At 73.7% G+C, this 18,787-nt stretch carries 24 protein-coding genes; 17 read left to right on the plus strand and 7 right to left on the minus strand.

The window, feature by feature from the left end:
• Nucleotides 1-45 precede the first annotated feature (45 nt).
• From O7635_RS27105 to O7635_RS27155, 11 genes are all read left to right on the plus strand, one after another.
• Nucleotides 46-1,233, plus strand: a complete 1,188-nt coding sequence (locus O7635_RS27105) for a sensor domain-containing protein (protein ID WP_278083304.1) — start codon at nt 46-48, stop codon at nt 1,231-1,233.
• Nucleotides 1,221-1,865: a response regulator transcription factor gene (locus O7635_RS27110; RefSeq protein WP_278083305.1), complete on the plus strand. Its 645-nt coding sequence runs from the start codon at nt 1,221-1,223 to the stop codon at nt 1,863-1,865. Before O7635_RS27105 ends, O7635_RS27110 begins: the two co-directional genes overlap by 13 nt.
• 47 nt (nt 1,866-1,912) lie before the next feature.
• Entirely contained in the window at nt 1,913-2,377 is a 465-nt protein-coding gene (locus tag O7635_RS27115; RefSeq protein ID WP_278083306.1) for an SRPBCC family protein, read from the plus strand.
• 58 nt (nt 2,378-2,435) lie between these two features.
• Nucleotides 2,436-3,179, plus strand: coding sequence for a class I SAM-dependent methyltransferase (locus O7635_RS27120; RefSeq protein ID WP_278083307.1), 744 nt, complete (start codon nt 2,436-2,438; stop codon nt 3,177-3,179).
• 30 nt (nt 3,180-3,209) lie between these two features.
• The gene (locus O7635_RS27125) at nt 3,210-3,776 is read left to right on the plus strand and encodes a TetR/AcrR family transcriptional regulator (RefSeq protein WP_278083308.1); all 567 of its coding nucleotides are present in this window, start codon (nt 3,210-3,212) and stop codon (nt 3,774-3,776) included.
• Entirely contained in the window at nt 3,766-4,422 is a 657-nt protein-coding gene (locus tag O7635_RS27130) for a maleylpyruvate isomerase family mycothiol-dependent enzyme (protein WP_278083309.1), read from the plus strand. The genes O7635_RS27125 and O7635_RS27130 overlap by 11 nt, the downstream gene beginning before the upstream one ends.
• 9 nt (nt 4,423-4,431) lie before the next feature.
• Nucleotides 4,432-4,785 (plus strand): cupin domain-containing protein, encoded by a 354-nt coding sequence (locus O7635_RS27135; RefSeq protein WP_278083310.1) that lies wholly within the window; start codon nt 4,432-4,434, stop codon nt 4,783-4,785.
• A 62-nt stretch (nt 4,786-4,847) separates the two neighbouring features.
• Nucleotides 4,848-5,135 (plus strand): DUF1905 domain-containing protein, encoded by a 288-nt coding sequence (locus tag O7635_RS27140; protein ID WP_278083311.1) that lies wholly within the window; start codon nt 4,848-4,850, stop codon nt 5,133-5,135.
• A gap of 35 nt (nt 5,136-5,170) precedes the next feature.
• The gene (locus tag O7635_RS27145; protein ID WP_278083312.1) at nt 5,171-6,175 is read left to right on the plus strand and encodes a hypothetical protein; all 1,005 of its coding nucleotides are present in this window, start codon (nt 5,171-5,173) and stop codon (nt 6,173-6,175) included.
• Between the two features lie 7 nt (nt 6,176-6,182).
• Complete coding sequence (locus O7635_RS27150; protein WP_278083313.1) at nt 6,183-6,842, plus strand: M23 family metallopeptidase; 660 nt, start codon at nt 6,183-6,185, stop codon at nt 6,840-6,842.
• Nucleotides 6,839-7,435 (plus strand): DUF4291 domain-containing protein, encoded by a 597-nt coding sequence (locus O7635_RS27155; protein ID WP_278083314.1) that lies wholly within the window; start codon nt 6,839-6,841, stop codon nt 7,433-7,435. Before O7635_RS27150 ends, O7635_RS27155 begins: the two co-directional genes overlap by 4 nt.
• A gap of 7 nt (nt 7,436-7,442) precedes the next feature.
• Here O7635_RS27155 and O7635_RS27160 read toward each other — a convergent pair whose 3' ends face one another.
• A complete protein-coding gene (locus tag O7635_RS27160) occupies nt 7,443-8,069 on the minus strand; it encodes a VOC family protein (RefSeq protein WP_278083315.1) in 627 nt (208 codons plus the stop codon).
• A gap of 47 nt (nt 8,070-8,116) precedes the next feature.
• Between O7635_RS27160 and O7635_RS27165 the strand changes: the two genes are divergently transcribed.
• From O7635_RS27165 to O7635_RS27175, 3 genes are all read left to right on the plus strand, one after another.
• Complete coding sequence (locus O7635_RS27165) at nt 8,117-8,833, plus strand: SDR family oxidoreductase (RefSeq protein WP_278083316.1); 717 nt, start codon at nt 8,117-8,119, stop codon at nt 8,831-8,833.
• Nucleotides 8,834-8,905: 72 nt separating this feature from the next.
• On the plus strand, nt 8,906-9,298 hold the full coding sequence (locus O7635_RS27170) for an SCO5389 family protein (protein ID WP_278083317.1): 393 nt from the start codon (nt 8,906-8,908) through the stop codon (nt 9,296-9,298).
• Entirely contained in the window at nt 9,288-10,268 is a 981-nt protein-coding gene (locus O7635_RS27175; RefSeq protein ID WP_278083318.1) for an LLM class flavin-dependent oxidoreductase, read from the plus strand. The genes O7635_RS27170 and O7635_RS27175 overlap by 11 nt, the downstream gene beginning before the upstream one ends.
• A gap of 20 nt (nt 10,269-10,288) precedes the next feature.
• On the opposite strand, the gene O7635_RS27180 is transcribed toward O7635_RS27175, so the two are convergent.
• The 6 genes from O7635_RS27180 to O7635_RS27205 all read right to left on the minus strand — a co-directional run bounded on the left by O7635_RS27180 (nt 10,289) and on the right by O7635_RS27205 (nt 16,548).
• Nucleotides 10,289-11,371 (minus strand): aldo/keto reductase, encoded by a 1,083-nt coding sequence (locus O7635_RS27180; protein WP_278083319.1) that lies wholly within the window; start codon nt 11,369-11,371, stop codon nt 10,289-10,291.
• 70 nt (nt 11,372-11,441) lie between these two features.
• Nucleotides 11,442-11,813: a VOC family protein gene (locus O7635_RS27185; RefSeq protein WP_278083320.1), complete on the minus strand. Its 372-nt coding sequence runs from the start codon at nt 11,811-11,813 to the stop codon at nt 11,442-11,444.
• Between the two features lie 11 nt (nt 11,814-11,824).
• Nucleotides 11,825-12,724, minus strand: coding sequence for an NADP-dependent oxidoreductase (locus O7635_RS27190; protein ID WP_278083321.1), 900 nt, complete (start codon nt 12,722-12,724; stop codon nt 11,825-11,827).
• Nucleotides 12,725-12,899: 175 nt separating this feature from the next.
• Nucleotides 12,900-13,520: an SRPBCC family protein gene (locus O7635_RS27195; RefSeq protein ID WP_278083322.1), complete on the minus strand. Its 621-nt coding sequence runs from the start codon at nt 13,518-13,520 to the stop codon at nt 12,900-12,902.
• 146 nt (nt 13,521-13,666) lie between these two features.
• Complete coding sequence (locus tag O7635_RS27200) at nt 13,667-15,745, minus strand: PQQ-dependent sugar dehydrogenase (RefSeq protein WP_278083323.1); 2,079 nt, start codon at nt 15,743-15,745, stop codon at nt 13,667-13,669.
• Between the two features lie 338 nt (nt 15,746-16,083).
• Nucleotides 16,084-16,548: a hypothetical protein gene (locus tag O7635_RS27205; protein ID WP_278085580.1), complete on the minus strand. Its 465-nt coding sequence runs from the start codon at nt 16,546-16,548 to the stop codon at nt 16,084-16,086.
• Nucleotides 16,549-16,632: 84 nt separating this feature from the next.
• Here O7635_RS27205 and O7635_RS27210 point away from each other — a divergent pair, with 84 nt between their 5' ends.
• The 3 genes from O7635_RS27210 to O7635_RS27220 all read left to right on the plus strand — a co-directional run bounded on the left by O7635_RS27210 (nt 16,633) and on the right by O7635_RS27220 (nt 18,673).
• Nucleotides 16,633-17,796, plus strand: a complete 1,164-nt coding sequence (locus O7635_RS27210) for a M20 family metallopeptidase (RefSeq protein ID WP_278083324.1) — start codon at nt 16,633-16,635, stop codon at nt 17,794-17,796.
• 135 nt (nt 17,797-17,931) lie between these two features.
• Complete coding sequence (locus O7635_RS27215) at nt 17,932-18,300, plus strand: hypothetical protein (protein ID WP_278083325.1); 369 nt, start codon at nt 17,932-17,934, stop codon at nt 18,298-18,300.
• Nucleotides 18,301-18,355: 55 nt separating this feature from the next.
• A complete protein-coding gene (locus tag O7635_RS27220; protein ID WP_278083326.1) occupies nt 18,356-18,673 on the plus strand; it encodes a hypothetical protein in 318 nt (105 codons plus the stop codon).
• Nucleotides 18,674-18,787 lie beyond the last annotated feature (114 nt).

Raw genomic sequence — 18,787 nt, forward strand, 5'->3', positions numbered from 1 at the left:
TTTTCCCTACCGACATCCGGGCGCTGAGCGGCCACAATGGCAGCGATGGACTGGGAACAACGGATCCGGGCGGCCCGCACCGCCATGCGGCGCGGGGTCGAGCTGGCGGCGCGGTCGCTGGCGCTCGGGCTGCCGCTGTTCGTGGCGACGGTGATCTCGATCGCCCTGGTGCCGGCCGGCCTCGGGCTGCTGCTCGCGCCCCGGGCGCTGGCCGCGGTGAGGCGGTTCGCCGACGCCCAGCGGGAGCGCGGGCAGGAGTGGTCCGGTGTGCGGGTCGACCGTCCCTACCGCGGCCCGGCCCGGGGCCTGCGCCCGTTGGCCGACCCGGCGACGTGGCGCGACCTGCTGTGGCTGATCCTCAACGTGCCGATCGGCACGGCGACCGGCCTGGTCCCGCTCGGGCTCGCCGCGTGGGCGGGGTTCGGCCTCGTGATCGCTCCCGTCGTGACCGCGACCGGCGGCGAGGGTGACTTCTGGCCCGTCGCCATCGCCATCGGCCTGACCGCCGCCGGCGTCCTCGTGCTCGGCACACCGGCCGTCCTCGACCTGTACGCCCGGTTCAGCGCCGCGCTGCTCGGCCCGCCGCGCGGCTTCCTGGCCGCCCGGGTCGACCGGCTCGAGGAGACCCGCGCCGACGCGGTCGACGCCGGCGCCGCCGAGCTGCGCCGGATCGAGAAGGACCTGCACGACGGCGCCCAGGCCCGGATCGCCGCCCTGGGCATGACCATCGGGCTGGCCGAGCAGCTTGTCCGCACCGACCCGGCGAAGGCCGAGGCGCTGCTGGCCGAGGCCCGTGACACGAGCGGCCAGGCCCTGGCCGACCTGCGCCGGCTCGTCCGCGGCATCCACCCGCCCGTGCTGGCCGAACGCGGCCTGGTCGAGGCCGTCCGCGCGCTCGCCGTCGTGTTGCCGGTGCCGACGGAGGTGGCCGCCGATCCCGGCGTGCGGGCGGCGCCGCCGATCGAGGCCGCGCTCTACTTCGCGGTCGCCGAGGCCCTGGCCAACGTGGCCAAGCACAGCGGCGCGGCGCACGCCTGGGTCAGCCTGCGCGCACCGGAGGGCCGGTTGGTGGTCGAGGTCGGCGACGACGGCACCGGCGGGGCGGCGGTCCCGGCGGCCGGCGGCCTGGCGGGGGTGCGGCGGCGGTTGGCGGCGTTCGACGGACGGCTCGCGGTGGCCAGCCCGCGCGGCGGCCCGACGGTGCTGACCATGGAGGTGCCGTGCGGGTCGTGATCGGCGAGGACCAGGCGCTCCTGCGCGACGGTCTGACGAGGATCCTGACGGCGTACGGCGAGACGGTGGTGGCCGCGGTCGCCACGGCCCCGGAGCTACGGGCCGCGCTCGCCGACGTGCCGGCCGACGTCGCCATCGTCGACGTGCGGCTGCCGCCGTCGTTCACCGACGAGGGACTGCGGGTGGCGACCCAGGCGCGGGCGCGTATCCCCGGTTTCCCGATCCTGGTGCTGTCGCAGCACGTCGAGGTGCTCTACGCACGGGAGCTGCTCTCCGACGGCCGGGGCGGGCTGGGCTATCTGCTCAAGGACCGGGTGGCCGACGTGGCCCGGTTCGTCGAGGCGATGCGGATCGTCGCGGCCGGCGGCACGGTGCTGGATCCGGACGTCGTCGCCGACCTGCTGACCCGGCGCGGCCACGAGTCGATCGGCCGGCTGACGCCGCGCGAGCGCGAGGTGCTGCGGTTGATGGCGGAGGGGCGGACCAACGCGGGCATCGCGAACCGCCTCGGCGTCACCGAGAAGGCGGTCAACAAGCACATCAACAACATCTTCGCCAAGCTCGGCCTGCTGCCGGACCACAACGACAACCGGCGCGTGCTGGCGGTGCTCAACTACCTCGAAGCCCCGTAGGGTGAATGACCACCATGGACACTGCGACCGGCGTACGCTGACAGGCCGTGACCGATACCTATAGCGTCTCGCGGTCGGTCGAGATCGCGGCCCCGCCGGCCCGGATCTACGACCAGATCGCCGACTTCCACAAATGGACACAGTGGTCGCCGTGGGAGGATGTCGACCCGGCGATGGAGCGCGAATACTCGGGGGCCGACTCGGGCCCCGGCGCGGCGTACGCCTGGTCGGGCAACAACAAGGCCGGCAAGGGCCGCATGGAGATCGTCTCGGCGTCGGAACCGTCCGCGGTCGACATCGACCTGGCGTTCGAGAAGCCCTTCAAGTCCCGCAACGACATCCACTTCACCATCGAACCCAGCGGCGCCGGCTCGAAGGTGACGTGGACGATGGTCGGCCCGAAGACCTTCGGCATCCGGCTGATGTCGCTCGTGAAGCCGATGGACAAGATGATCGGCCCGGACTTCGAGAAGGGCCTCGGCCGCCTGAAGACCCTCTCCGAGACGGGCTGACGCCCCTGGACCCGGAAACCGGTGGCGCGGGCCGGTGGAGGTGGTTAGCGTCCCGGCGATGAGTGACGCTCCCGCGGTGGGTTCCGGCACGCGACTCGACTTCAACGGGCCTCTGTCCGGCGCCCGGGCCGACCGGCTAGCGGCGGAGCTGGCCCGTGGCCGGCCCGCGACCGTCGTCGACCTGGGGTGCGGGTGGGGTGAGCTGCTGCTGCGCGTGCTGGCGGCGGCGCCCGACGCGCGGGGCGTCGGTGTCGACAGCCACGGTCCGGACGTGGTCCGGGCCCGCGCCAACGCCGCCGAGCGCGGCCTGGCCGAGCGGGTCACCTTCGTCGACGGGCCGGCCGCCGCGCACCAGGAGCGGTCCGACGTGGTGCTCAACGTCGGCGCGTACCACGCGCTCGGTGACGTCGACGGCGCCCTGCGGGCGCTGCGCGAGCTCGTCGCGCCGGGCGGTCGGCTGCTCTTCGGCGCCGAGTTCTGGGAGCATCCGCCCCCGCCGGAGCGGCTGGCGCGCATGTGGCCCGGCGCCACCGCGGCCGACTGCGACGACCTGCCCGGTCTCGTCGACCGCGCGATCGCGGCCGGCTTCCGCCCGCTGCGGATCGAGACCGTCACGGCCGACGAGTGGGCCGAGTTCGAGTCGGGGCTCGCCGCCGACGGCGAGGAGTGGCTGCTGGCGCACCCTGACGACCCGGCGGCGGCCGAGCTGCGCGCCCGGCTCGACAGCCAGCGCGACACCTGGCTGCGCGGCCACCGCGGCCTGCTGGGCTTCGCCTACCTCACGCTCGGACTACAGTTGTAGTGGAATGCACTACGGATGTAGTCTGACCGGGTGAGCCGCCGCGACGACGTGCTGGACGCCGCGATCAGCCTGCTCGGGCAGGGTGGGGTGCGGGCCGTGACGCACCGCGCGGTCGACGCCCGGGCCGGGCTGCCCGCCGGCGCCACCTCCAACCTCTTCCGCACCCGCGACGCCCTGCTCGGCGCCGTCGTCGAGCGGTTCGCGGAGCGCGAGAAGGCCAACTGGGACGAACTCGCCGCGCACGGCACCCCGGCGACGCCGGCGGAGCTGACGGCCTTCCTGGCGGCCGTCGCCCGGGACGCGGTCGGTCCACACCGGACGCTGACGCTGGCCCGCTACGTCATCCTGGTCGAGGCAGCGCACCAGCCCGCGCTGCGCGCCCCGCTGCTCGCCGCCGGCCGCCGGGCCGACACCTGGTTCACCACCTGGCTGCGGCTCTGCGGGTCGGCCGATCCGGGGCGCGACGCGGCCATCCTGGCCAACGCCTACAGCGGGCTCGTCCTGCACGAGCTCGCGAACCCCGACCCCGACTTCGATCCCGGCCGGCGGCTCGGCCCGATCGTGGCAGCGCTGATGGGAGGCACCGATGGACCGTGACGAGCTGTGGCGGGTCGTCGACGACCAGCGCGAGGCGCTGACCGCGCAACTCGAGGACCTCACCGACGAGGAGTGGCGGCGACCGTCGCTGTGTGCACAGTGGTCGGTGCGCGACGTCGTGGCCCACCTGACGTTGCAACACGTCGGGGTCGGGGAGGCCCTGGCCGGGGTCGTGCGGGCGCGCGGCAACGTCGCCAACGCCATCCGCGACGCCGCCCGGGCCAAGGCGGCGGCGCCGACGGCCGCGCTGACCGCCGAGATCCGCGGCCACATCGGCTCGCGCCGGCACGTGCCGTTCATGACGGACCACGAGGCGCTGATCGACGTCGTGGTGCACGGTCAGGACATCATGCTGCCGCTCGACCGGCGCCTCGACGTGCCGCCGCACGCGGCCGCGGCCGCCGCCGCCCGGATCTGGGCGCGACCGTCGCTGTTCGCCGCGATGAAACCCCTGCGGGGGTACGCGTTCGCGGCCACCGACACCGACTTCCGGGTCGGCGACGGGCCGCTGGTCGAGGGGCCGGCGGTGGCGGTGCTGCTGCTGATGACCGGCCGCCCGGTGTTGCTGCCCCGGTTGACCGGCCCCGGCGCGCACGCGCTGCGGGGCCCCTCTGAAACGGCCCCCGGCGGCGCCACCGGTGGTTAGCGTCGAAGGATGGAGAGCAGGTCCTTCGACACACCCGACGAGACCCGGCCGTTCCAGGGCAACGGGTTCGCCGAGTTGATCAACATTGCCGGGCGGCCGGTCAGCCGCGGGACGTTCGAGCCCGGGTGGCGCTGGTCGACCAACCTCAAACCGATCGTCGGCACACCGTCCTGCCAGACCTCGCACCTGGGCTACGTGCTGTCCGGCCGGATGCGGATCACCATGGACGACGGCGCCACCATGGAGGTCGGGCCGGGCGACCTGCTGGCGATCGAGCCGGGCCACGACGCCGAGGTGCTCGGTGACGAGTCGTGCGTGATGGTCGACTTCGGCGAGATCGGCGACTACGCCCGGCCCCGCTGAGCGGGCGCCACGTACCGGTGATCTAGGGAGCGATCTGCCGTGTCGCGCTGGATACTGCTGTTATGACTGGTAACGCAGGTGCGCTCGACAAGGCGTTCACCGCGATGTTGGTGAAGAGCCCGGCGAAGGGCGGACATACCTATGTGGTCTGGCCGGAGTCGGTCGCGTACTTTGGCACCCGGGGCCTCGTGAAGGTGCGCGGCACGATCGACGGTCACCCCTTCCAGAGCTCCTTCATGGCGATGGGCGACGGGCGCCACAAGCTTCCCGTCAAGGCCGAGGTACGCAAGGCGATCGGCAAGGAGGCCGGCGCGTCGGTGACCGTGGTGCTGGCGGAGCGCATCGGATAGCACCGCCGTAACCTGAGTGGTCTACGGTTTCCGCCATGCGTGTTGGCTGGCGGACTGCGGTGGCGATCGGGTGTGCGCTCGGCGCCGCTGTCCTGTGGGGGGTCGACCTCGCGCGGTGGCAGCCGGTCCTCGAGTTCGGCATCGGCCAGAACAACACCTACTGGGCCCGCGACCTGCGCTTCTCGGCGATCGTCGCGATCGTGCTGGCGGTGCTGCTCGCCGGCCGCGGCACCCGGCTGTCGCGGTGGGCGGGTCCGGCGGTCGGCATCGGCTGGATCGGCGCCGACCTCGCCATCGACCGGGCCGGCATCGAGGGCGGCGGGGTCGCCGTGGCGCTGGCGGCCGCCGGTGCGGCGGTGGCGGTCGCCGCCGCCGTGCTGGTGTCGCGCCGCGCCGAGGGCGAGCCGGGCCGGCGCACGCTGACGGTGAGCGCCGCGATCGCGGCGGCGCTGACCCCGCTGGTGGCGGGCATCGAGTCGCCGACCGACACCGAGGCGGCTCTCACGCCGGCCGCCGTGTCGCTCGGGGCGGTCCTGGCGACGCTGACGGTCGCGCTGGCGCTGACCACGGCGCCCCGCCGGGCGTACGCCGTGGCGGTGGTGGTGGGTTTCGTCGCCGTCGTGGGGCTGGTGCTCTGCCGGGTGCTCGACCCGGGCAACCGGCTAGCGCCGATGATGCTGCTCGGCACGGCGCTGCTGGCCGGTGTCGCCCTGCTCACCGGCGACCTGCCCCGCGGCGCGCTGGAGGTGCTGCGCCACCTGCCGAAGCTGCTGGTCCTGCTGGTGCTCTACCCGGCGGTGGTGCTGTTCATGGTGCTGGCCACCGCCTACCTCGTCCCGGTCCCGGCGTGGCTGACCGCGCTGAGCGGCAACGCGCCCGTCAACGCCGCCGACTCCGACACCCTCTACGCCCTCGTCGGCGTCGCCACCGGCTACGTGATCGGCTGGCTCCTGCTAGCCATCGACCGCGCGTTCGTCCCGCCGCCCGTCCCGGCCGAGGAACCGCCTTCCCGCGTCTCCGCAGGACACGCCCTAGACTGAGCTGGCCATGGATCCGGTCGTGCTGAGCCTGCCGTTCCGCGGGGAGTGGCTGGCCCGCAACAGTCCCGCGCGGCGGGTGCCCAGCCACGGCACCCACCTGTTCGCCACCACGTACGCCATGGATTTCATCGCCGTGCGCGGTCGGCGCACCGCGGCCGTGCGGGACTGGCGGGCGCTGCTGACCACCGAGCCCGTCGAGCGGTTCCTCGCCTTCGGCCAGCCCATCCTGGCCCCGGCGGCGGGACGGGTGGTGGCGGTCTACGACGGCCGCTCCGACGAGGTGGCGCGGCGCTCGGTGGTGGCGCGGATCCCGTACGCGCTGACCCAGGCGAGACGCGTCAGGGCCGGCTCGGGCGCGATCGCCGGCAACCACGTGGTGCTGGAGGTGGGCGACGCCTTCGTGCTGCTGGCCCACCTGCGGGCCGGCTCGGTCCAGGTGCGGGTGGGCGACGCGGTGACGGCCGGCCAGCAGCTCGCCGCCTGCGGCAACTCGGGCAACTCGACGCAGCCGCACCTGCACATCCAGGCGATGGACGGTCCGGACGCGTACGTGGCCCGCGGCCGCCCGATCGCCTTCCGTTCCTACCGGGCCCGCCGCCGCGGCCGCGCGCCGGTCGAGGTGGCCGAGGGCGTCCCCGCCGAGGGCGAGGTCGTCGAGCCGCGGTGAAGCCCCGTTACGAGGTTCGCGCCCGCTACACCGCCGAGACGATCACGGTCTACCAGGCGTACGCGCCGGAGATCGCCCTGCCGGCCCTCGCGCGCGGCCGGTTCGGGCCGCCGTTCAAACGCGAACGGATGACCTGGATCAAGCCCTCGTTCCTGTGGATGATGTACCGCTGCGGCTGGGCGACCAAGCCGGGCCAGGAGCACGTGCTGGCGGTCGAGATCACCCGGGCCGGGTTCGAGTGGGCGCTGGGTCGCGCCTGCCTGAGCCACTTCGACCGGGACCGCCACGGCACGAGCGAGGCGTGGTCGCGGCAGTTGAAGGCGAGCCCGGTGCGGGTGCAGTGGGACCCGGAGCGCGACCTCGACCTGCGCCCGCTCGACCACCGGTCGCTCCAGGTGGGACTCTCCGGCGAGGCCGTCCACCGGTACGTCGACGAGTGGGTCACCGGCATCACCGACGTCACCGCGACGGCGCGGCGGGTGCACGCGCTGGTCCGCGCCGGCGACCGGGCCGCCGCGACGGCGCTGCTGCCGCCCGAGCGGCCGTACCCCCTGCCGCCGGACGTGGCGGCCGCCGTGACGCCCGGGCCGTGACCGCGGGTCAGGTCGGGAGGTCGGCGCCGGACTGTTCGTTGACCATGTAGAGGGCGTACCAGTCCGGCCAGTTGGCGTCCTCCGCGCCGATGCGCTTCTCGTGCTCGCCGTGTGCGGCGGACGCGCGGCGCATCGCGTCGGCCAGGTCCGCCACCGACGCGTACGTGGTGGTGGCCGGGTCGACGCGGCCCGGCAGGCGGGTGGTGACCTCCTGGAGGAGCCAGGTGTTGCCGTCCGGGTCGCGGAAGGACGCGAACGAGCCGTAGCTGCCGCGCTCCGGCGCCGGTCCGCTGGCCGGGCCCGAGGCCGTGACGTGCCAGGTGTCCTCGACCGCGGCGCCGTGCGCGGCCAGGGCCGCCCGCGCCGCCTCGATGTCGGTGACGATCAGCCACAGGCCCTCGGCCGAGCCGGGCGCCGCCGAGGTCTTGTTGACGCCGAACTGGACCGAGCAGCCCGAGCCGGGCGGCGTCAGCTGGATCGTCCGGACGTCGCCCTGCGCGATGTCGGCGTCGAGCCGCCAGCCGAGGCCCGCGTAGAACTCCTTGGCGCGGTCGGGGTCCGACACGGGAATGACGACCACCTCGAGCTTCATGTCGATGGTCGGGGCGTCGCTCATCGCAGCCTCCAGATTCATGCCACTATCGTCCGAGTTGCCAGTATCGCGCGGGGGCGGTGGGAGCCATGGCGGAACTCGCCGGGCAGACGGTGGTCCTGATCGGCGGCAGCGCGGGGATCGGGCTCGAGACCGCCCGCCGCGCCCGCGCCGAGGGCGCCGACGTCGTCCTCACCGGCCGCGACCCCGACCGGCTCGTCCGGGCGGCCCGCGAGGTGGGGGCGCGCGACACGGCTGCCTTCGACGCGACCGACAGTGCGGCCCTGGCGATGTTCTTCGAGGACCTGCCGGCCGTCGACCACGTGCTCGTCACCGCCGGCGGCCCGCGCTACGGCCCGATGCTGGAGATGACCGCCGACGACGTGCGGGGCGCGCTGGCCGACCACGTGCTGGTCGCGCTCGACGTCGCGCGCAGCGCCGCGCCGAAGATGCGGCCGGGAGGCACCCTGCTGTTCATGGGTGGCACGGGCGGCCGGCGGATCAGCCGCGAGCTCGGCATCGCGTCGGCGGCGACCGCGGTCCTGCCGCCGTTCACGGCCGCGCTGGCGCTGGAGCTCGCGCCGGTGCGGGTCAACCTGATCGCGGCCGGCTTCGTCGACACGCCGCTCTCGGCGACCCTGCTGGGCCAGCGCCTCGAGGAACGCCGCACCCAGCTGCGCTCGACCCTGCCGATCGGCCGTGTCGTCGGCCCGACCGACGTGGCCGCGCTCGCCGTGCACATCATGACCAACACCGCCTTGACGGGCGCGACGTACGACATCGACGGCGGCCAGCAGTTCGTCTGACACGAGGCCCTGGTCATCGACGGCGATCACTAATAGTATTCGGGCGGATACCGTCCGAAGGGAGAACCGCCCGTGTCGCTCACCGTTTCGCCTGACCTGCTCGCCGAAGCCGAACGCGGCGAGGTGGCGCCCGCCGACTTCGTCGCCTGTGTCCGCGAGTCGCTGCCCTACGCCTGGCAGCTGATCAGCCGCGTCGTCGACGACCTGGCCCGCGGCGATGCCGAGTTCGCCGACAACGTGGTGCCGCCACCGTCCGAACAGGAGCGTGGCCAGTTGTTGCGGGCGCTCGCCAGCGACGCGATCCGCGGTGGGTTGGAGCGGCATTTCGGCGTGAAGCTGGCCTTCCAGAACTGCCACCGCGTCGCCGCGTTCCGGCCGGAAGCGGTCGGCGGCGACACCTATGCGCGGTTCACCTCGGCCCGCGGCCAGCTTCTCAACCAGTCGCCCGAGCTGCGTGACTGCTGAGCGACACCTGTTCCTCCTCGCCGGGCGGTTCCCCGGCGTTAGTCACGCGGACACGCTGGCGTCGGCGGTCGGCTACGCGCTGACCGCCGAACGCGTCGGGTTCGCCGGCGTCTGGCTGGCCGAGCATCACTTCATCGGGTACGGCACGTGCCCGTCCGCGATCGCTTTCGCCGGCCACCTGCTCGGCGCCACGAGCCGCATCCGGGTCGGCACGGCCGCCTGCGTGCTCTCCAACCGGCATCCCGTGGCGCTCGGCGAGGAGGCGGTGCTGCTCGACGAGCTCTCCGGCGGCCGGTTCGCCCTCGGCGTCGCCCGCGGCGGCCCGTGGGTCGACCTCGAGGTGTTCGGCACCGGCCTCGACCGCTTCGCCACCGGCTTCCCGGAGGCGCTCGACCTGCTGCTGGCCTGGCTGTCCGGCGCGCACCGGATCGGCGCCACGGGTCCGCTGTTCCGGTTCCGGCCGGTCGACGTGGTGCCCCGCCCGCGCCGTCCTCTGCAAACCTGGGTCGCGGCGACCTCGGAGGACACGGTGGACCTCGCCGCCGCCCGCGGCCTGCCGCTGCTCCTGGGCATGCACGCGACCGACGCGGAGCACGCCGGCCTGCTGGCCCGCTGGCGGCGCGCCGCGCGAGAGCACGGCCACGACCCGGACGCCGCGCCGCACGCCAGCGCCCACCTGGCCCAGGTCGGCAGCGCCGCGCTGGTCCGCGAACGCCTGCCGAAGCTGCTCGCCGGAACGCGCGACTACGTGCGGCTCGACGGCCGGCCGCCGAAGCACCGCGACCTCGACGCCTACACGGAGCACCTGATCAGGATCGGCGCGGTCGGCGACGCGGCGGAGGTGCGGCGCCGGCTGGACGAGTCGGCCGCGACCACCGGCGTACGCCATCAGCTCCTGATGGTCGAGTCCGCCGGGACGCGCGCCGAGGTGACCGCGAACATCGAGGCCCTCGCCGCCGCGCTCCGTTAGGCGGTCGTGGCCCACCGCTTTCAGTAGCGCACCGTGCTCTGCAGCAGCGGCGGGTAGACCGTCGACTCTCGACCGTCCACTGTGGTGCCGGCGAACTGCAGCATGGCCTGCTGCGCGCCGTGCATCGGGGCAGGGTAGTCGAGGTCCGGCGCGGAGACGGCGTCGAGGGTTCTGCGCTGTTCCGCGGTCAGCCGCACGGTCAGGCCGGCGAGGTTGTCCTCCAGGTGGGCCACCTTGCGGGCGCCGACGATCGGGACGACCGTGCCCGGGCGGGCGCGCAGCCAGGCCAGCGCGACCGCGGCCGAGGTGGTGCCGAGCTCGTCGGCGACCCCGGCGACCGCCTCGATGACGTCGTAGTCGGCCTCGCTCGGCCCGCCCACGAAGGCGGTGCGGGCCGAGTCGGCGACCTGGCCGCCGCGCCGGTACTTGCCCGACAGGAAGCCGTTGCGCAGCGGGCTCCACGGCACCAGCGCCAACCCCTGGTCGAGCGCCAGCGGGCCGATCTCGCCCTCGACGGTGCGGGCCAGCAGCGAATATTCCACCTGCAGCGCGACCAGCGGCGTCCAGTCCTTCAACCGGGCCATGGTCTGCGCCTGCGCGGTGACCCAGGCCGGCGTGTTGGAGAAGCCGACGTAGCGGATCTTGCCGGCCCGGACCAGGTCGTCCAGGGTCCGCATGGTCTCCTCGATCGGCGTGTGCCGGTCCCAGTTGTGCATCCAGTAGAGATCGAGGTAGTCGGTCCGCAGCCGGCGAAGGGTCTGCTCCAGCTGGGCGATGATCGAACGCCGCCCGGCGCCGCCGCCGTTGGGGTCGCCGGGGAACATGTTGAAGAAGAACTTCGACGCCAGCACCACGTGGTCGCGCCGGCCCGGCCGGGCGGCGAACCAGTCGCCGAGGATCTTCTCCGAGTGGCCGTTGGTGTAGAAGTTGGCGGTGTCGACGAAGTTGCCGCCGCGCTCCAGGTAGGTGCCGAGGATCTTCTCGGACTCGGCGACGTCGCAGCCGGCGCCGCCCGGGTCCGTGCCGAAGGTCATCGCGCCGAGCGCGAACGGGCTGACCCGCAGGCCGGATCGGCCGAGGGTGACGTAGTCGGTGAGTGCCATGTGTCCATCGAACGCCGCCGGCGCCGCCGCGCGTAGACCGATCGGCGCGGGCTCTTGCCTGATCCTGCCGTCACGGAAGCACGGCTTGCGCCCAGCTCGGGAGCGGGATCAGGCAGAACGGGTGCCCGGCCGGGTCGGCGTAGACGCCCTCGCCGTCGAGCTTGCGGGCGCCCAGGGCGAGCACGGCGGCGCCGGCCGCGGCCGGGTCGTCGACCATCACGTCGAGGTGGATCTGCTGCGGCACGGCGGGGTCGGGCCAGGTCGGCGGCCGGTGGTCGGGCGCCCGCTGGAAGGCCAGGCCCGAGGCCCGGTCCGAGGACGAGACGACCGCGAAGTCGTCGTCGCGGTAGGTGACCGGCAGCCCGAGCAGCGCGCTGTAGAACCGCGCCGACTCGTCCGGGTCGGGACAGTCGATGATCGTGTGGTGCAGCCGTCCAATCATGTGTCCGCACGCTAGACCCTCAGGACGACCTTGCCCCGCCCGTGGCCGGCCTCCACCTCGCGGTGGGCGTCCGCGGCGGCCGCCAGCGGATAGCCGCGGCGCACATGGATCCGCAGCCCGCCGCGCTCGTGCAGCGCGACCAGGGCGGCCAGGCGGGCGGCCGAGCGCAGCGGCGGGGTCACCCGTACGCCCAGCTCTTCGGCACGACCGTGGTCGACCAGGGTGAGGATCCGGGAGCGGTCGGGCACGAGCTCCAGTGAGACGTCGAGGGCCGCGCCACCGGCCCCGTCGAGGGCGGCGTCGACACCGTCGGGCGCGGCCGCGCGGACCCGGTCGGCCAGGCCGTCGCCGTACGCCACCGGAATCGCGCCCAGGTCCCGCAGGTAGGCGTGGTTCTCGGGACGGGCGGTGGCGATCACCGTCGCGCCGGCCGCGCGCGCGAGCTGCACGGCGACGGTGCCGACCGCGCCGGCCGCGCCATGCACGAGGAGCGTCTCGCCGGGCGCGGGCGCCAGCCCCGCGAGCGCGATGTGGGCGGTCTGCGCCCCGGCCGAGAAGCCGCCCGCGACCTCCCACGGCATGCCGGCCGGCTTGGCGACGACCTGGTCGGCCGGCACGGCGAGCAACTCGGCGTACGCACCGAGCTGGCCGAAGCCGAGCACCTCGGTGCCGGCCGGCAGCCCGGGCGCGCCCACCTCCAGCACGCCGGCGAACTCGTTGCCGGGGATGCGGGGGAGCGTGGGCGGCACGCCGGCCGGCAGCCACCCCGCGCGGACCGCGCAGTCGTAGGGCTGCACGCCGGCGGCCCGCACCCGGACCAGCACCTCGCCGTCCGCCGGCACCGGATCGGGCAGCTCCATCAGGCGCAGGACGTCGGGACCACCGGGTGTGTCGAAGGCAGCGGCACGCATGGGCGCCAGTCTGCGACCTCAACCCGACTTGAGGTCAACGCGTCGGCAGGCGTCCTCCGCGGCCTGCACCTTGGCCAGCGCGCTGGTCCGGTCGAACGGCGGCAATGGTGGTCGGTCGCTCACCCGCCGACGGTATCCCCGCCCTGCCCTGCGCGGCCGGGCGTGGATCCGGGGCTCAGCCTTCGGGAGCGAACTGCGCGACGGCCATCTCCCGGCCCGCGGCGGTCTGCTCCGCGGTCGCGGTGCCGGACGCGGCGACCACGGCCTCCCAGGCGTCGATCGAGCCGCGGTTGAACTCGATGACCTCGGGCGAGCCGGCCATGGCGATCGGGTCCTCGACGACCTCGCCGGCCAGGAAGAGGGCGAGGCCCAGCAGCGCGCCGTCCCAGCCCGGGCCGACGAACAGCGCGCCGGCGCCGCTGCCGGCCATCTCGATCGGGACGGTGTGGGTGAGCTCGAGCTCCGTCTGCTCGCCGGCGCCGGGGGAGAGGCGCAGGTCGACGACGCTGGTCGGGCCGCCGAAGGTCACGGTCAGCCGGCGCGGCGGCTCGCAGTGGCGGATGTCGCCGCCGGCGTTGCCCTCGAGCTGGAAGGTGCCGCCGGCCCGCAGGTCGCCGGTGAGCGGGTAGAACCAGCGCTTGATCCGGTCGGGGTCGGTCAGCGCGTTCCAGACGTCGTCGACCGGGGCCGCGTACGTCCGGCGGAGCACGACCCGGACCTCTTCGCCACCGCCCTGCGCCGGGCCGGTCCCGACCTCGCGGTGGATCTCCTTGAGGTGGTGGACGATGTCGATCATCGCGGCTGTCCTCTCGGTCGGCGGCGGGCCGGTTGCCCGCGCGGTGCCGGAAGACAGTCTGGCAGTAGCCGCTTATATAAGTCCAGAGTTAATTCAAAGGTGGCGCCGGGGTGGCGCGGACCGGGTCCGCGCCACCCCGGGAGCCGTCAGGGGTTCGTGCTCGGGGTCAGGACGACCTGGTCGGTGCCGACCAGCCCGTCGGAGTCGGTGTAGGTCGCCACGAACACGGCGGCCAGGTCGTCACCCGGCCCGTGCCCGGGCGCCGACGTGGTGATGGTGCCGCTGCACCCGGTCGCCGAGGTGATCGGGTGGCCGTGCTCGTCGTGGCCGAGGATGTAGTTGACGGTCACGTTCGCGCAGTTGACCGGCTCGTTGTCGAGCACGTCCACCTGGAAGCTGACGGTGTCGCCGAACTCGAAGGCCTGGCCTTCCTGCGGCTGCGTCAGCGTGACCTCCGGGGCCCGCGGCCCGACGACGAACTGCGGGATCTCGGCCGAGGCCGAGCGGCCGGTGCTGTCGGTGACCTTCAGCGTGGGCCGGTAGGTGCCGCTCTCGGTGAACGTGTAGGTCGGGTTCGCCTCGCGCGAGTCGACCGTGCCGTCCGCGTCGAAGTCCCACGCGTAGCGCAGGGCGTCGCCGTCGGGGTCGGTGGTGCCGGCGCTGGAGAACTGCACGGTCAGCGGCGGGTCACCGGCCAGCGGGTCGGCGCTGATCACCGGGATCGGCGTGCGGTTGCCGCGCACGAAGTCGATGCGGGCCAACTGCGCGTCCGGGTTCTCGGAGAAGAAGCCGTCGCCGTACTCCAGGACGTAGAGCGCGCCGTCGGGGCCGAACTCCATGTCCATCGGGTTGTCGAAGACGATCGACGGCAGCACCGGCCGGATGTCGTCGACGTTGCCGCGCCGGTCGAGGCGGAACTCCTTGACGTAGTCGCGGCTCCACTCGTAGAACAGCGGCACGCCGTCGTAGTAGGCCGGCCACTTGAACCGCGAGTCGCTGCGCCGGCTGTAGTCGTAGGCCGGGCCGCCCATCGGGCCGATGCCGCCCTCGCCGAGCTCGGGGAACTCGGCCGAGACGCCGTAGGAGTATTCGACCTCGGCCTGCTCGACCGGCGGGAGGCGGGTCAGCCCCGTGTTGTGCGGTGACTCGTTGACCGGCCGCCGGCAGTCGAACGGCTCGCCGGACGTGTTGGTCGCGAAGTCATAGTCCACATAGGGCAGATCCGGGCTCACGCAGTACGGCCAGCCGTAGTTGGCCGGCTTGTCGACGCGCATCCACCGGCCGTGGCCGGCCGGGCCCCGCTCGGGGTCCGGCTCGCCGGCGTCCGGGGAGTAGTCGCCGACGTAGACGTCGTTCGTGCGCCGGTCGACCGCGAAGCGGAACGGGTTGCGGAAGCCCATCGCGTAGATCTCGGGGCGGGTCTTCGGCGTGCCGGGCCGGAACATGTTGCCCGACGGGATCGTGTAGCCGCCGCCCGGCTTGACCCGGATCCGCAGCAGCTTGCCGCGCAGGTCGTTGGTGTTGGCCGAGGTGCGCTGCGCGTCGAACGCCGGGTTGCGGTTGGCCCGCTCGTCGATCGGCACGTAGCCGTCGGAGAAGAACGGGTTGGTGTCGTCGCCCGTCGACAGGTAGAGGTTGCCCTTGCCGTCGAAGTCGATCTGACCGCCCACGTGGCAGCAGATGCCCCGGTCGGTGTTGACCTGGATGATCTTCTGCTCGCTGGCGAGGTTGAGGGTGTTGCCCTCCAGCTTGAACCGGGAAAGCTGGAGGTGGCCCTTGAACGGCGCGAAGTCCTCGGCCGTGCCCTCGAACGGCGCGTCGCCCTCGTTCTCGTCCGGCGTCGCCGGGTCGTCGGTGGGCGTGTCGAGGACGGGGGAGTAGTAGAGGTAGACCCACTTGTTGCGGGCGAAGTCGGGGTCGATCGCGACGCCTTGCAGGCCTTCCTCGTCGTGTTCGTAGACCGGCACGTCGGCGGCCAGGATGTTGAGGCCGGAGCGCGGGTCGTGGATGCGCACCTCACCGGTGCGGGCGGTGTGCAGGACCCGGCGGTCGGGCAGCACGGCGAGGCTCATCGGCTCGCCGGGGAAGTCGTTGAGGGTCACTTTCTGGAAGTTGCTGTCGGCGGGTGGTCCGCCGGATGGTGCGGCCGCGGCCGGTGACAGCGATATGCCGCCTCCGGTTACCGCCAGGAGCGGCGCGACGACCAGGGCAAGCTTCTTGCGCAACTGACGCCTCCAGGGCTCGGGTGAACAGAGCGCACCCGGACCGGCGCAGCGTCACGCGCCGTTCGTCGCCGACACGAAGGCACGCCGGACGCCGGATCGGTCTCGAGTGACCAGGCGTTCGCCGGCTGGTGCCACCAGGGGCCGACGAGGATGGTGACCACGGCGAGACCGCCGCGCGCGGGCCGGCGCTTGGTGCGGGCCTTGCCAGGGGCCCGCGCACCGATCGGCGGCGAGGATCTCGCACAGCGTTGTGAGTTCCGGACCCCCCATCGATTGATCGGAACGTCTCGATCCTGCTCGACACCCTACGCGCGGCGCTCGTGACGCGCAAAAGCTGGTCAGGTCCGCTCCAGCGCGACCAGCGTGGCGTATGTGACGGTGCCGTACACCAGGTGGGGGATCAGGTCGCTGAGCCAGTCCGTGACCGACCACGTGCGCGGATCGGAGACGCGCAGACCGGCCAGCGAGCTGTCGGAGACGGCCATGGCGCCCAGGCCCACCGCCGCCGCCCCGGCGGGCAGGGCCGGCCGCCAGCCGGCGGCGTGCAGCAGCCCGAAGGCCGCGCCGACCGAGATGCCGGTGAGCACGCCGGAGAGGCCGCCGAGGCCGTTGAGCCGGTTCTGGCGATGGGAGTTGTGGCCGGGGACGTCGAGGTGGAGATGCTTGGCCAACGCCTCGACGGTTTCGGCCGGCACGGCACTGCTCGGGCGTCCGCGTACCGCCATGTCCAGATAGGTGGTGGCGTCGAGCGCCGCACATCCCGCGGCCCCCGCCGCGGCGCCGGCGGTGGCGCCGGACAGCATCGTGAGTTCCATGGGTCCACCTCCGCCCCGCACATGCCCCTGCCTGCCGCGACCAAACGGCTGCGGAGGCATAGGGTGGCGGCCGTGGACATCCCCAGCGCGGCGCTCGACCTGTCCCCCGTCCGGCGCTGGGTGGTCGACCACCGCGCCGACATGCTGGCCGAGATCGGCGACTACGTGTCGCGGGAGACCCCCAGCAACAGCAAGCCGCACCTCGATGCCGGCCTGGACTGGCTGACGGAGCGGCTGCTCGCCGTGCTCGGGCCGGCGGACTCCGTGGAACGCGTGCCGGCGCCCGCACACGGCGACACGCTCGTCGCCGACTTCGCGGGTTCGGGCGCGCGCCGGCTGCTGGTGCTCTGCCACTACGACACGGTCTGGGACGCGGGCACGCTCGCGCAGCGACCGTTCACTGTGGATGGTGACGCGGCGCGCGGGCCGGGGGTCTTCGACATGAAGGCCGGCCTGGTGCAGTTTCTCTGGGCGGTGCGGGCGCTGGACGCGGCGGGCCTGTCCCGCCCGCCGCTGCGGGTGGTGCTCAACGGCGACGAGGAACTGGGCAGCCTCGCGTCCCGCCCGACCATCGAGGCGGCGGCGGCCGGGGTCAGCGCGGCCCTGGTGCTCGAGCCCGGCCTCGGCGGCGCGCTGAAGACCGCCCGCAAGGGCATCGGCCTGTTCGAGGTCGACGTCACCGGCGTGGAGGCGCACGCCGGCCTCGACCCGGAGAAGGGCGTCAGCGCGATCGACGAGCTCGCCCGGGTCGTGCTGCGCCTGCGGGCGCTGGAGGACCTGGGCCGCGGCACGAGCGTCAACGTCGGCACGATCGCCGGGGGTACGCGCAACAACGTCATCGCCGGCCACGCCCGGGCCACGCTCGACGTGCGGGTGAGCGAACCGGCCGAGGCGGCCCGCATCGACGCGGCGCTGGCGGCCGTGCCGAGCGACCCCCGCCTGACGGTGACGGTCGGCGGTGGCTGGAACAGGCCGCCGATGCCGCGTACGCCGGGGATCGCCGCGATGGTCGACCTGGCCCGCGCCCTCGCCGTGCCGCTCGGCGACGACCTGCCGGAGGTGGCCGTCGGGGGCGGCAGCGACGCCAACTTCCTGGCCGCCCTCGACGTCCCGCTCCTCGACGGCCTGGGCGCGGTCGGCGCCGGCGCCCACGCCCTCGACGAACACATCGACATCCCCGCCACCGTCGCCCGCACGGCCCTGATCGCCGGGCTCATCCACGCGTTCGCCCATTAATCCGGGTGCCCGCGACGGCGTCCGCTGGCACCCTCGTCCTATGAACGACCGGTTCCGCGACCCGGCGGTCTGGGTCGAGAGCTTCTCGGTGAACCCGATCGACGTGTCTGCCCCCGCTGCGCCGGCCGTGCGCGCGTGGTTTCCTTGCCGGACGCCACCGAGCCGCTCTGGCGCCGGCCGCGCCGGCTGGTCTGTGACAGCTGCGGCCATGCGGCGTCGTGGGCGCCGTCGAGTTCGGCCACCATGTGGGGCGGTCCCGTCGATCCGTTCTTCCGCCGCCCGTTGTGGCTGCGGGCCGAGTGCTGTGGTGGCCACACCCTCTGGGCGTTTAACCGGGCGCATCTCGACCTGCTGGCCGAGTTCGTCGGCGCGGGCCTGCGCGAGCGCGCGCGGTCACCGCACCGGATGACCATGGTGGCGCGGCTTCCGGCCTGGCTCAAGGCGGCCAAGCACCGCGACGAGGTGATGCGCGTGCTCACCCGCCTGCGCACGACGCTCGACTGAGCTGTCAACGAACCGGGCCGGGGCGGCGTCTGATGTGGTGTTAGACAACGCCGCTGTGCCCAACCAGACCTCGCCGGTCGAGGTCGGCGGCAAGCCCGCGGTGCTGTCGCAGGAGCAGTTCGACTGGGGCCCGCACCAGTGGATCACCTGGCACCCGGCGGACGGGCTCACCGCCCAGGTCAGCCTCGTCGCGCCGGAATCCCTGTCCGTCGACGGGAGCGCGCCGCCGAATGCCGCGGGGATGGTGAGCCTCGCCGACCTGACCGCGTTCGCGAACGCCGTCGGTCCTCGACGCGACGACCGCGTGCGCCGCACCGCTGCCGCATCCTGTCGACGGACCAGACCCCGACGAGGTCGGTACGACCGGGCCTGAGCGCCTGGGCCTCCTACCAGCCCGGCGGCGAGGCGGAAGCCACCGCGGTGGTGGACGGCCTGACGCCCGCCGGCGACCCCGACGATCCGTCAACCTGGCCACGCCCCTAGACCC

Origin of the sequence: Asanoa sp. WMMD1127, from assembly GCF_029626225.1 — a bacterium.
GTDB lineage: Bacteria > Actinomycetota > Actinomycetes > Mycobacteriales > Micromonosporaceae > Asanoa.

What these genes read in the sequence shown, in the direction of transcription:
- O7635_RS27105 (WP_278083304.1), top strand. Translation starts at nt 46, where the DNA reads ATGGACTGGGAACAACGGATCCGGGCGGCCCGCACCGCCATGCGGCGC.
- O7635_RS27120 (WP_278083307.1), top strand. Translation starts at nt 2,436, where the DNA reads ATGAGTGACGCTCCCGCGGTGGGTTCCGGCACGCGACTCGACTTCAAC.
- O7635_RS27130 (WP_278083309.1), top strand. Translation starts at nt 3,766, where the DNA reads ATGGACCGTGACGAGCTGTGGCGGGTCGTCGACGACCAGCGCGAGGCG.
- O7635_RS27135 (WP_278083310.1), top strand. Translation starts at nt 4,432, where the DNA reads ATGGAGAGCAGGTCCTTCGACACACCCGACGAGACCCGGCCGTTCCAG.
- O7635_RS27140 (WP_278083311.1), top strand. Translation starts at nt 4,848, where the DNA reads ATGACTGGTAACGCAGGTGCGCTCGACAAGGCGTTCACCGCGATGTTG.
- O7635_RS27145 (WP_278083312.1), top strand. Translation starts at nt 5,171, where the DNA reads ATGCGTGTTGGCTGGCGGACTGCGGTGGCGATCGGGTGTGCGCTCGGC.
- O7635_RS27150 (WP_278083313.1), top strand. Translation starts at nt 6,183, where the DNA reads ATGGATCCGGTCGTGCTGAGCCTGCCGTTCCGCGGGGAGTGGCTGGCC.
- O7635_RS27160 (WP_278083315.1), bottom strand. Translation starts at nt 8,069, where the DNA reads ATGAATCTGGAGGCTGCGATGAGCGACGCCCCGACCATCGACATGAAG.
- O7635_RS27165 (WP_278083316.1), top strand. Translation starts at nt 8,117, where the DNA reads ATGGCGGAACTCGCCGGGCAGACGGTGGTCCTGATCGGCGGCAGCGCG.
- O7635_RS27180 (WP_278083319.1), bottom strand. Translation starts at nt 11,371, where the DNA reads ATGGCACTCACCGACTACGTCACCCTCGGCCGATCCGGCCTGCGGGTC.
- O7635_RS27185 (WP_278083320.1), bottom strand. Translation starts at nt 11,813, where the DNA reads ATGATTGGACGGCTGCACCACACGATCATCGACTGTCCCGACCCGGAC.
- O7635_RS27190 (WP_278083321.1), bottom strand. Translation starts at nt 12,724, where the DNA reads ATGCGTGCCGCTGCCTTCGACACACCCGGTGGTCCCGACGTCCTGCGC.
- O7635_RS27195 (WP_278083322.1), bottom strand. Translation starts at nt 13,520, where the DNA reads ATGATCGACATCGTCCACCACCTCAAGGAGATCCACCGCGAGGTCGGG.
- O7635_RS27205 (WP_278085580.1), bottom strand. Translation starts at nt 16,548, where the DNA reads ATGCTGTCCGGCGCCACCGCCGGCGCCGCGGCGGGGGCCGCGGGATGT.